This is a genomic window from Paraburkholderia sediminicola (genome assembly GCF_046026855.1).
GTDB lineage: Bacteria > Pseudomonadota > Gammaproteobacteria > Burkholderiales > Burkholderiaceae > Paraburkholderia > Paraburkholderia sediminicola_A.
Genome location: NZ_JAQQET010000049.1, coordinates 16,822 through 32,680 on the forward strand (window position 1 = coordinate 16,822; position 15,859 = coordinate 32,680).

Here is a 15,859-nt window from a genome sequence, read left to right on the forward strand (position 1 = left end):
CTAGAGGCCGCGCAGGGTGGCCCCCAGATGTTCAAAACACCCTCATTCGCCTCGGAACCGTGGTTCACGCTTCTCGGCGAATGCAGCCCTGCCTTCCTGATAGTCGTAGCTTTGAGCCGCTTGAGCGAGAATCCGCTCGATCTCGTTGTTGTCAAGAGCCTCCCCGCCGACCGCAAGACCGTTCAAGATCATCTTCGTGCCTGAGATTGTCAGCGGCGCACACTTTTCCAACTGCTGCGCAAACTCGCTGGCGCGGGAATATACGTTCGTGGCGATCTCGTCCACAAAGCCAATGGCCATGCCACGGGATGCGTCGAATTTCTCGGCGGAATACAAAATCCGCTTCGCATTCGTGAGTCCGACGAGGTTCATCAGTCTGCGAGTTCCCCGAATGCCGTAGACGATGGACAAGCGAGCAGCCGGAATTGCAAAAGTTGCCTCCGGTACAGCGAAACGAAAGTCGCACGACATTGCAACGTTGCACCCGCCTCCCATGCAAAAACCGTTGATGGCCGCAATCGTCGGCTTACTGACAGCCGAAATCAGGTCACAGCAATTGTCGTAAGCGCGCTCGTACTCCACAGCCTGCGATGCGTCCGCTCGCGTCTGCGCGAACTCCGAGACATCCGCACCCGCACAAAAGCTCTTACCTCTTCCAGTCAGCACAATTGCCCGGACATCCTGACGCTTGTCTAACTCACCGAACGTCTCTCCCAGCAAGCGCCATAGCGCCATCGTTAGCGCGTTGCGGCGTGCCTCGCGGTTAATGGTTACGGCCGCAACGCCGTCCTCGACTTGAACCAAGAGCGCTCCCGTGCCGCTCTCCGAGGCAAGCGTCGTAGAATCTGATTGCATTTCAGCCTCCTTATGCAGCTTGGGTGAGATCCGAGACCGCTTCGTGATTCTGGTGCGCTGCGCCGGATTCGAGCAACGAGTCAACCTCCTCCGCATCAAACCCAAATTCGCGAAGTACTTCTGCGGTGTTCTCACCGACACGGGGTGCAGGACGCTCTGCGATGTACGACGTGCCACCAAACAACACTGGGGCACCGAGCGCACGCATCGTGCCGCCCTCGGGAGACGGCACATCGACCACCATCCGAACACTACGCGTTTGCTCGTGGTCCAGCGCTTCCCCGACTGTCTGAACTGGGCCACAGGGCACTTGAGCCTCCTCAAAGCGCGCAGCCCAGACCGAACGTGTATCGCTCGACAGTATGTCGTTGATCAACACCTCAAGCTCTCGCCGGTTAGCAAGCCGGATATCAGGTGTGTTGAAACGAGGGTCTTCGAGCCACTCCGGGTGACCCAACACCTGCGCGACACGGCCCCAATTCACCTCATTCGCACCCCCGATAGCCAGACCACCATCACTGCACTTGTAGACCTGATACGGAGCGATAAGGGGGTGCGCCGTACCCGCAGGCTTCGGGACAATACCTCTCGAGAAGTACGCCGCCGCGTACCAGTACATCTGCTGCATGGACGCCTGGAGGAGCGAAGTGTCCACGCGCTGCCCCTGCCCCGTACGGAGCCGTTGGATATAGGCGGCAAGCGAACCAAATGCGGCAAGGATTCCGGCGTTCACATCGGCGATCGAAACGCCTGGTTTTACCGGATCACCACCATCTTCGCCCGTCACGCTGATCAACCCGCTGAAGGCCTGAAGAATCAAGTCGAATCCACCCCTGGCAGCAAGAGGACCCATGCGGCCATATCCCGTGATGGATGTGTATACCAACGCCGGATTCACTTCTCGTAACACTTCGTATCCCAGCCCGAGGCGTTCCATCACGCCCATACGAAAATTCTCCGTGAGGATATCGCTCTGGGCTACAAGCCGCATCAGTGCCTGACGCCCTTCGGGACGTTTCACATCGAGCGCAACAGACCGCTTGCCCCGATTAAGAATCATGAAAGACGGCGGCAGCCCCGAGTCACCCTCGCGTCGGTAGCGGCGAGCGTCGTCACCTTGCGGGAATCGCTCTACCTTGATGACATCCGCTCCGAGGTCTGCCAGCATGAGTCCACATGTCGGACCAGCCATGATTTGCGAGAGTTCGAGAACCTTGACCCCAGCCAGCGGCTTGGCGAGCGCATCGAAAGTGTGTGTCATTTTGCAAATTCCTTGTGCCCAGCAATCGTTATCGATCGCTGACGTTAAGAGCTACCGATGCCTGTTGCTGCACATCAGATTGAGAGAAATCGAGCGTCCGATGATTCGCAGGAACGATTTTCAGAAGAATCAGACCACCTGCCCAAAGGACAGCGGCAAGAAGGTAGAGGCCAGAATTCAACGATCCCGTTGCCTGCTTCATAACGCCGATTGCATAAGGAGCGACGATCCCCGAGGTCACACCTAGGCTATTGATGAATGCCAGACCACCAGCCACTAGGGAGGGAGCAATGGCAGCGCTCGGCATGGACCAGAAGACCGGTAACGTAGCTGACACACCGATAGCCCCCAGACTAAGAAAGGCGAGCGACAACAACGACGGGAGCCCAGGGACGGCAGACAGAGCAAGGCCACAGGCGCCAGCGAAGGCAGTCAATGCAAAGTGAAGGCGTCGCTCGCCTGTACGGTCGGAGTGCCTTGCGATAAGAATGGTTGCGACCGCCGCGCTGCCCCAAGGGATAACCGAATAAAAGCCGATATGAAGTGGGTCTTTGACGCCGAAGCTCTTGATGATGCTCGGCACCCAGAAATTCAGCGCGTAAATTCCACAGGTAGCGCAAAAGAAGACTAACCCGAACAGATAGACCTTTGGTTCGCGCAACAGCGAACCAACAGTATTTCCGCCCAGTCGCAAGCCGCTCTTTTCACGGTCAACGCGCAGACAGTTCGCGAGAGTGTTGATTTCATCGCGAGTCAGCCACGTAGCGGTCTCCACGCTATCACTCAACCGGATCGCGCAAACGATGGCCATCACAATGCTCGGCACTCCTTCGAGCAGAAACAGCCATTGCCAGCCGGCCAGTCCGTGTGCTCCGTCAAAGGTCGTCATGATCCAACCGGACAGAGGGCCAACGATGACGCCTGCAATGACGATCCCCGAGGCAAAGATCGCGATTGCCTTGCTGCGATGAGTTTGTGGCAGCCACGAACTCAAAAAGTAGATGACGCCGGGATAGAAACCCGCTTCAAGAGCTCCCAGCAAAAGACGGGCTGCATAGAATTCGCTGGGTGTTCTGACAAACAGCATGGCGGAAGAGCACATCCCCCAGCCAACCATAATTATGAAAAAGACCCGTCTAGCTCCGAAACGTTTCAGCAGGATGCTCGCTGGAATTTCGAAGAGCACGTATGTAACGAAGAAGAGACTTGCTCCGAGCCCATATATGGCATCAGAAAACTTCAACACGTCGTGCATTTGCAACTGTGCAAATGATATGTTGAAGCGATCCATTGAGCAGAACAGGTAACTCAGAAAAAGCACAGGGGTGAGCCGCCGTACGACCTTATCGCAAACAACTCTCTCAGCAGCCTGAAGCCGGTCAACAGTCAAGGGTAAATGCATCTTCGCCTCCTAATAGTTATCCGGCTAGTTTCGGCAGATGTTGGCATCCGCCTCTAGCTCGTGAACTCAGTATAAAAATTGTGCTCGATAAGAGAAAATATGAAATTCAAATCGACCGATATGATTCTCATATGGGAGATCGCGCGGTGATGGGGGATGCGGACAAAATGTTGGACTACCCGGAGGTAGTCCATGTACTCGTACGAAGACCGCGTTCAAGCGGTTCGGCTCTATTTGAAGTTGGGAAAGCGCATCAAGGCGACCATCAGGCAGTTGGGTTACTCGACAAAGAATTCGCTTAAGGCTTGGCATCGTGAATACGAACAGTGTCATGATTTACGAACTGGCTATGTTCGTGCCACGCCGAGGTATTCAGCCGAACAGAAGCAGGCTGCCGTCAATCATTATCTAAGCCATGACCGTTGTGCTGCTGCAACTTTGAGGGCTTTGGGCTATCCGAGTCGCGGGACACTTGCAGCCTGGATTGAAGAACTTTGCCCCGAAATCGAAAAACGCCTTGTCGGCAGAGTAGCTGGCAGCGTTCCGAAATCGCTGGCGGTGAAACGGGCGGCAGTCATCGAATTGTGCGCCAGAGAAGAAAGCGCACGCGTGGTTACCCAGAAAACAGGCGTGAGCAGGCCGATGCTGTACAACTGGAAGAATCAGCTACTCGGTCGAGAGGTTCCAGCATCCATGAAACGCAAGAAGAAGCCAGCACCGGACCATGAGCGTGCGGAACTGGAACGACAGGTCGAATCGCTTCGACTCGACATCCGGAAGTTGCAGCTCGAGCACGACATCCTCAAGAAGGCGAACGAACTGGTAAAAAAAGGAATGGGCTTCCCCCCGCCGCGCTCTCTCCAGCCCGGAATTCTAGGGATCCGCTTCCTTCGGGATAACAACTCTTTCGAGTCATATCCCCCACTTTGCCCAACTGCCTCCCCCGATTCATTGTCCCTCGCCTTTTTTCGGCCCCTAACAATCCTCTCATCCCACGCATCCCGACCGCGCCTCCCCACAACAAACCGGCAACAAGCCAGCTGGGTGGTCTGGGCACTGAGCGTGACTCGACGTGGGAAGCCCGTCGCGCCCGGGTTTCCTCCGATCAGTCGAGGGCACGGTAGCGCGAACAAATAGAGCCGTCCTTCAGGAGAAAGCAGTCATGGGAGTAAAGCACGTAGCCAGTTTGCTGCTTGTCGCGGCAGCCGCGGCGGGGATGAGTTCCGCGAGCGCGTCAGAAGGCGCTAACTACGGCGGACCGGTTGGCGGGGACGACATCCAGGCCGCCATGCTGCCACCCGTGAGCGGGTTTTACGGCGCGGTTGTAGCGGGGTATGCGATCGGTAACCACTACGACGGAAACGACGGTCACCAAGATCCGGCACTACATGCAAAGATCGCCTCGGGTGTGGGTGCTGTGGGCCTGTTGTATGTCTACCCCTTCCAGCTCTTCGGCGGCACGCTCGGCACCACACTGCAGGGAAGCGTCGACACCGGGAGGATCGAGATCAACGGTGCGAGCCAGACCTACTCGGGCGTTGGCGATCTTTATTCCGACATCCTCATGTGGAGCAAATACCTCGGCAATGCGCCGGCGGGTCAACCGCCCGTCGGACTCACACTGAAGGTGGCTTACTCAATGGTGTTCCCGATCGGCAAGTACAACACCACCGATCTCTACACCTCTGGCCGCAACGTGTGGTTCTTTATCCCGAACGTCGCGCTCACCTACCTGACCGGTCCAAATGCACTGGGAGACGGCCTGGAGCTGAGTGCTCACCTGTTCATGAATTTCGCGGCAAAGAATCGTGCCACGCAATACACGAGCGGGACGGTAGCCGACGTCAATTTCGCGGCCAGCGAACACTGGGGGCGCTGGCAGGGCGGTATCGCCGGCTACTACGCTTCGCAGTTAAACGACGACTATCAGAACGGCGAGGTGGTTCAACCCGACGGCCACCGCTACGCTTCGCTCGCGATCGGCCCGGTCGTCTCGTATGACATCCCAGCATGGAAGAGCAACGTCAAGTTAAAGGTGCTTGTTCCAGTGAATACGAAAAACTCTCTAGCCGCGACGACGGCCTACGTCGTGTATTCGAAGGCGTTTTAACGACCGCTTGACGGCGTACGTACTGGTGTTCACGTACGACCGGCGAGAACAGCAAGAAAGGAAAAACAATGGCAGCACAACCTCATGAAGATCTGCGCATTGGCATCGACGTCGGCGGTACCAATACCGATGCGGTGTTGATGCGTGACCGTTCAGTCGTGGCCGCACTCAAGCAACCGACCACGCACAACGTCGGCGATGGGCTGGCCCACGCGGTGCGCGCGTTGATCGCGAAGTCCGATGTGGATCCCGCACGCATCCGCGCGGTGATGGTCGGGACCACGCAGTTCATCAATGCATTTCTGCAACGGCGCAATCTGGTCGAGGTGGCAACGATCCGGCTATCGTTGCCCAAGACCGATGGCGTGCCGCCCATGCTCGCGTGGTCCGACGATGCGCGCGCAGCTATCGGCGAGCATGTGTATCTTGCACACGGCGGTGCATTCTTCACCGGCCAGACGTACCGTGAACTCGACCCTGCTGAACTCGCAGAAATCGCCGCGGACATTCGCCAAAAGCAGATCGGCTCGGTGGTAATCTCGGCGAACTTCGCACCTATCCGCCCCGACATCGAGCAACGCGCAGAGGCGATTCTCCGCGAGACGCTCGGCGAACACGTGCACGTCACGCTGTCGTCCGACGTCGGCGGCATCGGTCTCGTGGACCGCGAAAACGCCGCAATCGTCAACGCTTGCTTGCGGCCGTTCGCACGAACCGTAATCGCCGACATGGAATGGGCATTCCACGAACTGGGACTGAACGCGCCGCTCTATATCAGCCAGAACGACGGCACGCTGATCTCGACATCAATGGCGGCCAATTTCCCGATTCTTACGTGCTCGGCAGGACCGACAAACAGTATTCGTGGGGCGGCTTTTCTCACGAACATCACTGACGGGCTGGTCGTAGACGTCGGCGGTACAACTACCGATATCGGTGCACTGGTGCGAGGTTTTCCGCGTGAAACGGCGGGGCAGAACGAGATCGGCGGGGTTCGGACCAACTTCCGCATGCCCGACACGCTGTCGATTGCAGTCGGCGGAGGCTCGTTGGTTCGGCGAATCGACGGCGTCACGAAGATCGGCCCCGAGTCTGTCGGCTTTCGCATCTCCGAAGAGGCACTCGTGTTTGGCGGATCGACGCTCACTGCCACCGACGTCGCCGTCGCCGCTCGCCAACTGACCGGTATCGGCGATCCGCAGCGGGTGGCTCACCTTGATGACGACATCAAGTCCGACGCGCTGCAAGCCATCACCGTAGCAATCGAACAGGCCATCGACAAGATGCGCACTAGCGCTCAACCGGTTCCGGTCGTGCTGGTGGGCGGCGGCAGTATCTTGCTGCCCGACAGACTCGACGGCGCGTCAGAAGTACTGCGCCCCGAACACTTCGACGTGGCCAACGCAATCGGCGCCGCGATCGCTCAGGTAAGCGGGCGCGTTGATCGGCTCTTTGACATGAGTACACGCGGACGCGATGCGGTGCTTCAGGAAGCACGCCAGCACGCTATCGATGATGCGATATCCGCAGGCGCCGATGCCTCGACCGTAGAAGTCGTGGAAGTGACGGAACTGCCGATGATGCACATGCAGACTGGTGCAACACGGGTCCGCGTGCGCGCCGTTGGCGAACTTGCAGCGCCGCGCGCCGCCTCTGATGATCACGCCGATTTTCGGAATTGAAATGACTGCACTCTTCGATGCTATTACCAGCCAGGACCTCGCGCGCGGTGCCGTTTTTCTCGGCACGGGTGGCGGCGGCGATCCCTACGTCGGCGAGTTGTTCCTGCGCAAGCAACTGGCCGCCGGACTGCAACCCCGGCTTGTCCCGGTGGAGTCGCTCGCAGACGACGCCTTCATCGCGACCATCGCCGGCATTGGTGCGCCCACCGTACTCGTCGAACATCTCGTCAGCGAAGCGGCGTTGAAAACACTGTTGAAACATGCTGAGGCATTGTACGGCCGTCCGCTCGATGCGATCATATCCGCGGAAATCGGCGGCGCTAATGCGATGTTTCCGCTCGCGATCAGCGCGATGATGGGTCTTCCCGTTGTCGACGGCGACGGGATCGGCCGTGCGTTCCCGCATATAGAAATGACTACCTTCAGTATCCACGGGTGTCAGGCTTGTCCCGCCATATTCGCCGACGACTTGGGCAACCACGCCGTCGTCCATGCAACGGACAACCGCACGGCCGAAGCAATGGTCCGTGCGTTGACCTCAGCGTTGAACGGCTGCGTGTATGGCGTGCTGTATCCGATGTCCGGCGCCGACGTGAAGCGCAGTGCGGTGCGCGGCACCGTGACGCAGGCGCTGGAGATCGGCCGTCATATACGCCTTGCGCGGCGCACAAGCAACGAACCGGTTATGGAGATCGTGTGCTTTCTCGACGGCAGAGACGACAACCGGCGCGCAAAGCTGCTCTTTGCTGGCAAGATCGCAGACGTCGTTCACGAAACGCGCGACGGGTTTCACTGGGGGCAGGTCACCATCGAAGCCATCGGCGACCGCGACAACAGAATGACTGTCGAGATCCAGAACGAATTCCTGGTGGCGCGGCGCAATGGCACGACGGTCGCCGTAGTCCCCGATCTTCTCTGCATTCTCGATACCGAAACGGCGGAACCGCTCACTGCGGAAATGCTCCGCTACGGCGCGCGCGTGTCGGTCGTGGCCTACGGCGCACCGCCCGTTCTGCTCACGCCGGAAAGCCTCAAGGTAGTCGGTCCGCGTCAGTTCGGGCTGCCCGACACGTGGAAACCGTTCGCCGACCCCGAGGCAGCACCATGCAACTGATCGACTTCTTTTCCACGTCCTACGCACACGCCCGCGAGCGCTTCCTGCACGCTGCGTCCAAGCGTACCGCGCGCATCAAAAGCTGGACGTTGAGCGGACGAGTCGGCCTGCACGGAGAAGCGCTGGCCACCGATGCCGCATTTATCGGAAATCCCGACAGTGACAGCGTAATCGTCGTGTCGTCGGGTGTGCATGGCATCGAGGGGTATGCTGGCTCGGGCTGTCAGGTCGCGCTGCTACGCGACGACGCACTGCTTCGAAATCTCGATGCGCAGGGCAAGGCGATGCTGCTGGTTCACGCAGTCAATCCGTTCGGATTCTCGTTCGGCCGGCGCACGAACGAAGACAACGTCGATCTCAACCGGAACTTCGTTGATTTTTCTGCTGCGCTTCCGTCGAACCCGGACTACGCGTCGGTCCATCCGCTGATGTTGCCGGCTATCTGGCCGCCCGCGCCGCCGGACGTCGGCGCGTTGCACGCGTATCAGTCGCGGCACGGCATGACGGCGTTCCAGCGTGCGTTGTCGAGTGGCCAGCACTCGCATCCGGACGGTCTTTTCTTTGGCGGCACGCAGCCCTCGTGGAGCCGGCTGACGTTGGACGAGGTGCTGGACACGTTCGTCTCTTCACGCCGCCGCGCAATCTGGATCGATATTCATACGGGACTGGGACCGCATGGTTTCGGGCAGAAAATCCTGATCGGCGATCGTAGTACGGCCGCGACGGGCGATCCGGTTGTGCGCGCCCGGGCCATCTGGGGCGCTGACGTCGTCTCGCTCGCGCAAGGGCAATCGGTGTCGTCGCCCGTGACGGGCGCCGCGTGCGGATTGCTGCAGGCGATGTACCCCGAGATGGACAGCATCAGCCTCGCCGTCGAGTTCGGCACGCTGCCAATGCACGACACGATCGACGCACTGCGTTTCGATCAATGGATTTATCGATGCATGGGCGGCCGCCATGACGAAGGAACCGCGGCCCCCGCCCGCGAAGCGATGAAAGCTGCGTTCAATCCCGATTCCGACGGATGGCGCGGCATGGTCTGGGGACAAATGCGGGCGGTGCTCGAGCAAGCCGTGGCCACTTAAGACAATCGAACGCACATGTAGTCGCATGAACACTCGCCGCCTTTTCGCGGCAGGACAAGGAGAAGAAAGATGGAAAGCCGCATTGCAACACCCCGCGGGCAGACGGCGACCGCGGCGGACACTGCACAGGACTTTTCCACGCATGAAGTGGCACAGTCGGCGACGGTCAACGGTTGGCGCATCGGCCTAATCCTGATGGGCGTCATGATCGCGCTGCCGGCGTTCATGATGGGCGCCGAACTCGCCAACTCGCTCGGCGCTGTGGGAGGGCTCGAAGCTTCGTTCGGCGGTGGCGCAATCCTGATGCTCGTCGCGTTGCCGGCCGCGTTTGCAGGCGCACGATCGCGGCTCAGCACCTACATGCTGATCATCGACGCGTTCGGTTCGATCGGCGGCCGGCTCGTCAATGTGCTGATCTCGTTGTCACTGCTCGGCTGGTTCGGCGTCATCGCGATGATGTTCGGCGGCGCGATGCGTTCCGTTGCGCCCGCCGCGCTCGCGAACGTCACGACAACCGCGTGGGCCGCCGTCGGTTGTCTGCTGATGATCGCGACGAACTTCATCGGCTTCAGGGCGCTCGACCGGCTCTCGGCGCTCACCACACCGCTCAAAATTGCCCTGCTCGGATGGTCGTCGTGGACGGCACTTCGTCTCTACGGCAGCGCTGCGCTCAAAGCGGCTCCGCCGACGGGCTCTTATCCTGTCGCGACGGGTATTTCGATCGTCGTCGGCGGCATCGCGATCGGCTCGGTCCTGATGCCGGACATCTGCCGCTACGCGCGCTCGCCGCGCCACGCGATCTTTGCCTGTCTCATCGCGTTCGGCGTGGGGTTTCCCCTTATTCTGGTGCTGGCGGGCATTCCCAGCCTCGCCACCGGCGAGCACGATCTCGTGCCGATCATGCTCAAGCTCGGGCTCGGTCTTCCCGCAATGGCGGTGATCCTGCTCGCGGCGTGGTCGACGAACACCTATAATCTGTATGCGTCGACGCTGGTCTGGTCGACGATGACGACGACGCTGCCGCGCTGGCAACTGGCGCTGGCCGCGGGTCTGATCGGCTCGGCAGCCGGGTTGCTGGGACTGAGCGGGCAACTGACACAGTATCTGATCGTGTTGTCGATCGGCATTCCGCCGATCGGGGGTGTTTATCTCTGCAACTACTATCTATCGCTGCGGGGCCACCGAGGCGATACGAGCCAATGGCACGTAAAAGCGTTCGTTGCCTGGGGCATCGGCATTGCCGGCTCCGTGACACAAATGACGTGGCACCTCACACTGACGTCGGTGCCCGCGCTGGATTCCCTTGGTCTTGCCGCGGCGGCCTATCTCGTGCTGCGACGAGCCGGGGCGACACGCTAGAGGCAGCGCAGGCTCATGATTTCGCTCGCGTCGCGTTCCCGCCCCGCTGCCGCGTCGTGGCGTGCTCGTCAACTCGCGAATAAGATCATGGGCTCGAACCACGCGACGAAATTCCGCCCGATCGTCGATATCGACGATGCCATCGCGCGCGAGCGTCTCGTCGATATCGTGCTCGACGCGCCCCCTTCCACCGCGCGGGTAGTCATCCTCAGCGCACCCGCTGGTTTCGGCAAGACGACCTTGCTGGCGCAGACGGAGCGCGCCGCCCGCCAGCGCGGCGAGCGCACCTTCTGGATGAACTGCGAGGAAACCGACCGGCAGCCCAAAGACTTCCTCACGAGCCTCGCACTCGCGCTCGCGGCAGGTGGTCTCGACGTATCCAACCAGGACGGGATCGGCGATGTCGTCACGTGCCTTGCCGCGACGGCCGGCTCCTGCACCATCTTCATCGACCAGTACGAGGCCGCATGGTGCACCGACATAGATCGGCTCGTCGAGCATTTCGCGGCCACGCTTGCGCCCCGCAGCCGCCTCGTGATCGCAGGACGGCAAGCACCGCTGATCCCCCTTTCGCAATTGCAGCTCCAAGGGGCAGTGCGCCTCATCGATGCGGACGCCTTGCGATTCTCGCAGAACGACACGCTCGCGCTGTTGGGCGAGCTGGTCGATCCGTCATGCGCGCACGCGTGGTCGCGATACACGGAAGGATGGCCGTTCGCGTTGCAGATGGTGCGATTGCGCAGCGTTTCCGGTGCGGTGCCCGACATCGCGGAAGCAGGCGGTCAGGTAACGCTCGGACACATCTTCGATTACCTCGCGCACGAAGTGTTCTCGTCATTGTCGAGCGAACTGTGCGATTTTCTGGTCGACTGCTGCGTACTCGACGATGTAGACGTCACCGCCGCCGATGCTATCCGGCAGCGCGACGACAGCGCCGTCTGGCTCAGCGAAGCCGGATCGCTCAGGCCGATCGTGGTTGTTCACGAAAGTCCGCTCAGCGCGCGGCTGCACCCGCTGCTGCGCGACTTCCTGCGCAGCCGTCTGGAGCATTTGTCGCGCACACGTTTTACGCGGTTGCACGCCGGTGCCGCGCAACTCTACGCACAACGCGGCAACGTCTTTCTCGCAGTCACCCATGCGGTTCAGGCGGGGATGCTCGACTTCGCAACAAACGTGATCCTCGAAGCGGGTGCAGTGCGCCTGCTCATCAGCGAGGGGTCCGGCCGCACAAAGGCACTACTCGATCTCCTGCCTGCCTCCCATGTGCGGCGCCAACCTCGTCTGCGTCTGATGCTGATTTGCATTGGTCTCGTCGACGAGCGGATCGTCGACGACGCGTTCGATCTCTCAAGACTAGAAGCCACGCTCGCTGCCGACGGCCCCAACGCGATGCTCGACGACGCAGCCCGTGTGGACCTCGCCTACGTTCGCGCGATCGTCGCGATCGAGGAATCCGAGCGAACTTGCGAGTTTCGTCCGTGGCAGGTAGTCGGCGAGGTCTTGCAGGACGCGCGTGCTCGCTTCTTCGAAGATCCCCGCTACCTATGCCTGTGTCTGCCGGTCGAGATTCTTTTCCTGCAGCGCTATGGCCGCATCGGACCGGCACGGGTCCGGGTCGATGAATTCGTGGAGATCAACGCGTCGGAGCGTTTCCGTCAAAACGCGCCATGGTCGATCATTTTCTCGGCACTGAACGACTGCGCGCAGGGTCGCTTTGCGGATGCCCGCGAAACGCTGCACCGCGCCGCATCGAGCGACGTCGTGGCAGCAGGCTTGCAGGTCCGCTCGTTCGTGCAGATGATGTACGCCGCGCTCGGTCGGGCCCGCTATGGAACCGGGGCATTGCAGGATGCGCTGTGCTGTTTTCTTCATTGCGAAGACGGCGCGAGCGTCGCACTCCTGGAGGTGTGGGAAGGTGGCATCCTGTGTGCGGCGCGCGCCGAATTCTTTCTTGGGAAATCCGGTGAGGCGTTTCGTCGGCTATCGGATGCGCGGATGCGCGCCAATGTGCGCAACCGCTATCACCTGAGCCTCGCGGCCACGGCGACGCTCATCGAATTTCACGTGCGCCTGGAAGCGGTACCCGAGGCGCTGCGACTCGCCGGCGAAATCGACCTCGCGGGCCAGTGGCAGCGCATGCTGGAGGGCGCAGAAACGTCTTGGGCAGTCCTCGAGGCCGTCGGGCAGGCGCAATACTGGGTGCTCCTCGCCGGGCACGTGTTCGGAGAAGCCCATGAGATTGCATGCGCGCTCGAAGCGTTTGCTGCGTCCCGAGAAAGGTCGGCAGCCGAGGCGCGCGCGCAGCTGATGAAGGCGCATGCGTCAATGGCAGGCGACCTCGACCGCGATCCGAACGCGGATATCGGCAAGGCTCTCGATTTGACTCGCGACGGTGGCGGCCTGCAATGCTTTGTCGAATCCGGCGAACTCGTGAACATGGCGGTTCGCGAGTTCGCGGAAAGTGGCACACCGGAACAGCGCGAATGGGCCGCGCAGATCGTTGCGATGTGGGAGCGGAATTTCCGTGCACGCGTGAGTAACTCGTCGCTCTTTACCGCACGCGAACGCGATGTGCTGATCGGTCTAGCCAGCGGATACACGACCAAGCTGATCGCCCGTAACTTGGCAATATCACCTGAAACCGTCAAACAGCACTTGAAGGCGATTTTCAGCAAGCTCGACGTCACCGGACGCAAGGACGCCGTCGCCGAAGCACGTCGCCGGGCCGTTGTACCTTGATATTTTCACGGACGGGAACGTGACGCTAAGGCGGCCCAACACCCGGTTGAGGTGCGATGCCCGCCGGCCTCCCCATCGCAGCGGGCCGCCTCCCCCAACGCAAGCATTGCTGTCCGTGCACTATCCAAACACCATGTAGCGAACTCGTCGCTCGCCCGTTGTATGGCGATCGCCCTCCTTCGCGTGCCCTGTCCACGAATCCAAGCTATGAGCTCGAGCGTCGTTTCTGTCAGTGTCAGCAAGCCTGAAAAAATGATCATCAACGGCATGGAGGTATCGACGTCGATCATCAAAAAACCAGGTGAAGGTCCGGTCTACTTCGACCTCGACGGACCGGTCGGCAACGAGACAGCCGTGCACCCGGAAGCGGTCTACGCCTTCCTCTCCGAACAGTACGATTTCTGGGCGCACCGATTCGGCGTCGCTCGATCTTCGTGGCAGTTCGGACATTGGGGCGAAAATCTGACGCTCCATGGGCTCGACGAGACTTCGGTGCGCATCGGCGATGTGCTGAGCGTCGGCGAGGAGGTGAGTCTGCAAGTCACTTCGCCGCGAATTCCGTGTTTCAAGCTCACCTGGCGTCTCGGACAACCGGAGAGTGAACTCAAAACGCTGACCGACTCGGGGCTACTCGGATTCTATCTCCGGGTTCTGAAACCGGGGTACGTGAAGGCCGGCGACTCGGTTACCGTAACGCGGCCGCACCCCAATAACATCGGCGTAGTCGATCTGTGCAAGGTACTGCACGACAAAGCCTCGTCGGTCGAGCAGTTGCGCGGCATCTTGCCCACGCAAGGCTTGAGCCCGTTACCGCTCGATTTCCTGCGCAAGCGGATCAACCAGCTGACCGACGTTACCGTGACGCGCCAGGGCAGATGGACAGGCTGGCGACCGTTCGTCGTCGCCACGATCGAGCAGACGACGGAGGACGTGAAGTCCTTCTACCTGAAGCCGCTCGACGGCGGCACGCTGGCCGGCTATCGGGCCGGCCAGTTCCTGACTTTTCAGATCGACGCCGGGGACGGAAGGCCGATTGTTCGCACGTGGAGCCTGTCGGACTATCAGCCTGCCGGCGACGTCTACCGGATCAGCGTCAAGCGCGAGCCGAACGGCATTGCTTCAAACTGGGCGCACGAATGCCTTTCCCCAGGTTCGGTGATGCACGTCAGAAACCCAGCAGGAAATTTCGTACTGGACCGCAGCTCGCTTTTCCCCGCTGTCTTCATCTCCGGCGGCATAGGAGTTACGCCAGTCCTGAGCATGCTCAAGTCGCATCTTGAACGCGCAGAACAGGGTAACGCGCCACCTGCTATCTGGATTCATTGCACGCGCAATGGCGCCACGCATGCTTTCGCGCGGGAAGTCGCTGCATTGAAGGAGCGCCACGGTCTGCGATCCCGGATCGTCTATAGTCAACCGACGTCGGCGGATCAGATGGGCATTCATCACGATCAGGACACACGCCTAAGCGTAGCCGATATCGCAACATGCCTCGTCGGACTGACCATCAACGTGGGCGGCCGGGAGGTTACGCTTCCCCCGCAAGCCGCAGAGTTCTACATCTGTGGACCGCAGGCAATGCAGGACGCGTTGTCGCGCGACCTCGCCACCTGGGGTGTCGCGCCGTCGGCCATTCACTGCGAGACGTTCGGCACCCCTTCGGTGGCTCCTCGCATTGCGTCGCGCGTGGCGGCAGCGGAGGTGACGTTCGCGCGCTCGGACCGCACCGTGGCGTGGCTAGAAGACGACAATGCGACGCTACTCGAACTCGCCGATAGGGCTGGACTGGATCTCGAGTCCAGTTGCCGGTCTGGCATCTGCCATAGCTGCAAGGCGACCTTGCTGGAAGGTGAAGTCGCGTACGAGCGGGAGGTTTCAGGTGTCGAGGCGAACAAGGTCCTGCTCTGTTGTGCGCGTCCCGCTTCCAAACGCGTTCTTGTCGACGCCTAATTCAAAGCCCGCCAATGCCTACTCGAACCTCGCCGATGAAGACCTTGTGAGTTTGATGCACCAATCTCCGGACGGTCATCCGTCCGGAGAGGTAGCTAGCTGCATGCCCAATTGGCTATCTGGCGTACGTTCTGCGGTCGCATCTGATTGACCTCATCCCTTCAAACTGCCCTGATCGCGCGACAGATCGGTTGCTTCAGGCCCGCTGTTACGGAAAACCCAATCCCGGACATTCCTTAAGTTGCCATTCTTCAGGATAGGAAATAATGTTCTCACAAGTTTCGCCTTACGCTGGCGACCCC

The 15,859-nt window shown here is 60.4% G+C and carries 10 protein-coding genes and 1 pseudogene; 8 read left to right on the forward strand and 3 right to left on the reverse strand.

Annotated elements, in window-relative coordinates:
- Window positions 1-42: 42 nt before the first annotated feature.
- From PQR40_RS35980 to PQR40_RS35990, 3 genes are read right to left on the reverse strand one after another with little or no spacing between them, the layout of a single operon-like run.
- The gene (locus PQR40_RS35980) at window positions 43-855 is read right to left on the reverse strand and encodes an enoyl-CoA hydratase-related protein (RefSeq protein ID WP_408511021.1); all 813 of its coding nucleotides are present in this window, start codon (window positions 853-855) and stop codon (window positions 43-45) included.
- Window positions 856-865: 10 nt separating this feature from the next.
- Window positions 866-2,116, reverse strand: a complete 1,251-nt coding sequence (locus tag PQR40_RS35985) for a CaiB/BaiF CoA transferase family protein (protein WP_408511022.1) — start codon at window positions 2,114-2,116, stop codon at window positions 866-868.
- Window positions 2,117-2,144: 28 nt separating this feature from the next.
- Window positions 2,145-3,518: an MFS transporter gene (locus tag PQR40_RS35990; RefSeq protein ID WP_408511023.1), complete on the reverse strand. Its 1,374-nt coding sequence runs from the start codon at window positions 3,516-3,518 to the stop codon at window positions 2,145-2,147.
- A 192-nt stretch (window positions 3,519-3,710) separates the two neighbouring features.
- On the opposite strand from PQR40_RS35990, the pseudogene PQR40_RS35995 reads away from it, so the two are divergent.
- The 8 genes and pseudogenes from PQR40_RS35995 to PQR40_RS36030 all read left to right on the forward strand — a co-directional run.
- A pseudogene (locus PQR40_RS35995) lies at window positions 3,711-4,367 on the forward strand (IS3 family transposase); the annotation flags it as partial.
- A gap of 313 nt (window positions 4,368-4,680) precedes the next feature.
- Window positions 4,681-5,628, forward strand: a complete 948-nt coding sequence (locus PQR40_RS36000; protein WP_408511024.1) for a SphA family protein — start codon at window positions 4,681-4,683, stop codon at window positions 5,626-5,628.
- 68 nt (window positions 5,629-5,696) lie between these two features.
- A complete protein-coding gene (locus tag PQR40_RS36005) occupies window positions 5,697-7,310 on the forward strand; it encodes a hydantoinase/oxoprolinase N-terminal domain-containing protein (protein WP_408511025.1) in 1,614 nt (537 codons plus the stop codon).
- A gap of 1 nt (window position 7,311) precedes the next feature.
- Window positions 7,312-8,424, forward strand: coding sequence for an S-methyl thiohydantoin desulfurase family protein (locus PQR40_RS36010; RefSeq protein ID WP_408511026.1), 1,113 nt, complete (start codon window positions 7,312-7,314; stop codon window positions 8,422-8,424).
- The gene (locus PQR40_RS36015) at window positions 8,415-9,509 is read left to right on the forward strand and encodes a M14 family metallopeptidase (RefSeq protein ID WP_408511027.1); all 1,095 of its coding nucleotides are present in this window, start codon (window positions 8,415-8,417) and stop codon (window positions 9,507-9,509) included. Before PQR40_RS36010 ends, PQR40_RS36015 begins: the two co-directional genes overlap by 10 nt.
- Window positions 9,510-9,578: 69 nt before the next feature.
- Window positions 9,579-10,868, forward strand: coding sequence for a cytosine permease (locus PQR40_RS36020; RefSeq protein ID WP_408511028.1), 1,290 nt, complete (start codon window positions 9,579-9,581; stop codon window positions 10,866-10,868).
- Between the two features lie 87 nt (window positions 10,869-10,955).
- Complete coding sequence (locus PQR40_RS36025; protein ID WP_408511029.1) at window positions 10,956-13,607, forward strand: helix-turn-helix transcriptional regulator; 2,652 nt, start codon at window positions 10,956-10,958, stop codon at window positions 13,605-13,607.
- A gap of 207 nt (window positions 13,608-13,814) precedes the next feature.
- Window positions 13,815-15,557 carry an MOSC domain-containing protein gene (locus tag PQR40_RS36030; protein ID WP_408511030.1) on the forward strand — a complete coding sequence of 581 codons (1,743 nt, stop codon included), beginning with the start codon at window positions 13,815-13,817 and terminating at the stop codon, window positions 15,555-15,557.
- Window positions 15,558-15,859: the final 302 nt, after the last annotated feature.

Bases quoted from the DNA above. Each gene is read 5' to 3' on its own strand.
- PQR40_RS35980 (WP_408511021.1), bottom strand. From the start codon at position 855: ATGCAATCAGATTCTACGACGCTTGCCTCGGAGAGCGGCACGGGAGCG.
- PQR40_RS35985 (WP_408511022.1), bottom strand. From the start codon at position 2,116: ATGACACACACTTTCGATGCGCTCGCCAAGCCGCTGGCTGGGGTCAAG.
- PQR40_RS35990 (WP_408511023.1), bottom strand. From the start codon at position 3,518: ATGCATTTACCCTTGACTGTTGACCGGCTTCAGGCTGCTGAGAGAGTT.
- PQR40_RS36000 (WP_408511024.1), top strand. From the start codon at position 4,681: ATGGGAGTAAAGCACGTAGCCAGTTTGCTGCTTGTCGCGGCAGCCGCG.
- PQR40_RS36005 (WP_408511025.1), top strand. From the start codon at position 5,697: ATGGCAGCACAACCTCATGAAGATCTGCGCATTGGCATCGACGTCGGC.
- PQR40_RS36010 (WP_408511026.1), top strand. From the start codon at position 7,312: ATGACTGCACTCTTCGATGCTATTACCAGCCAGGACCTCGCGCGCGGT.
- PQR40_RS36015 (WP_408511027.1), top strand. From the start codon at position 8,415: ATGCAACTGATCGACTTCTTTTCCACGTCCTACGCACACGCCCGCGAG.
- PQR40_RS36020 (WP_408511028.1), top strand. From the start codon at position 9,579: ATGGAAAGCCGCATTGCAACACCCCGCGGGCAGACGGCGACCGCGGCG.
- PQR40_RS36025 (WP_408511029.1), top strand. From the start codon at position 10,956: ATGGGCTCGAACCACGCGACGAAATTCCGCCCGATCGTCGATATCGAC.
- PQR40_RS36030 (WP_408511030.1), top strand. From the start codon at position 13,815: ATGAGCTCGAGCGTCGTTTCTGTCAGTGTCAGCAAGCCTGAAAAAATG.